We start from the raw sequence: 241 nt of genomic DNA on the forward strand, positions 1-241 counted from the left end.
GTAGTTACGGCAACCTTCACGGTTCAGGGTGTCCGGAGAAACGTTGTGGGTGATGATGATAGACGGGTACAGCGAACGGAAGTCCAGAGAAACGATGTTTTCCCACAGACCTTTTTCCGGTTCTTTAACGAAACCACCCGCGTAAGATTCACGCAGACGACGTTCGTATTCACGTTCGTCCGGTTTGTTCGGCGCCAGTTCGTTACGTTCGTACGCTTTACGCAGCAGGAACCATTCAACC

Annotated in this window: 1 protein-coding gene; it reads right to left on the reverse strand. The window is 51.5% G+C overall.

Annotated features, from left to right (window positions below; translation table 11 throughout):
- A partial coding sequence (locus tag SB689_RS24045) for a DNA polymerase domain-containing protein (RefSeq protein ID WP_410694536.1) occupies positions 1-241 on the reverse strand: 241 nt, incomplete at both ends.

Source organism: Chryseobacterium sp. SIMBA_038 (genome assembly GCF_046535115.1).
Taxonomy (GTDB): domain Bacteria; phylum Bacteroidota; class Bacteroidia; order Flavobacteriales; family Weeksellaceae; genus Chryseobacterium.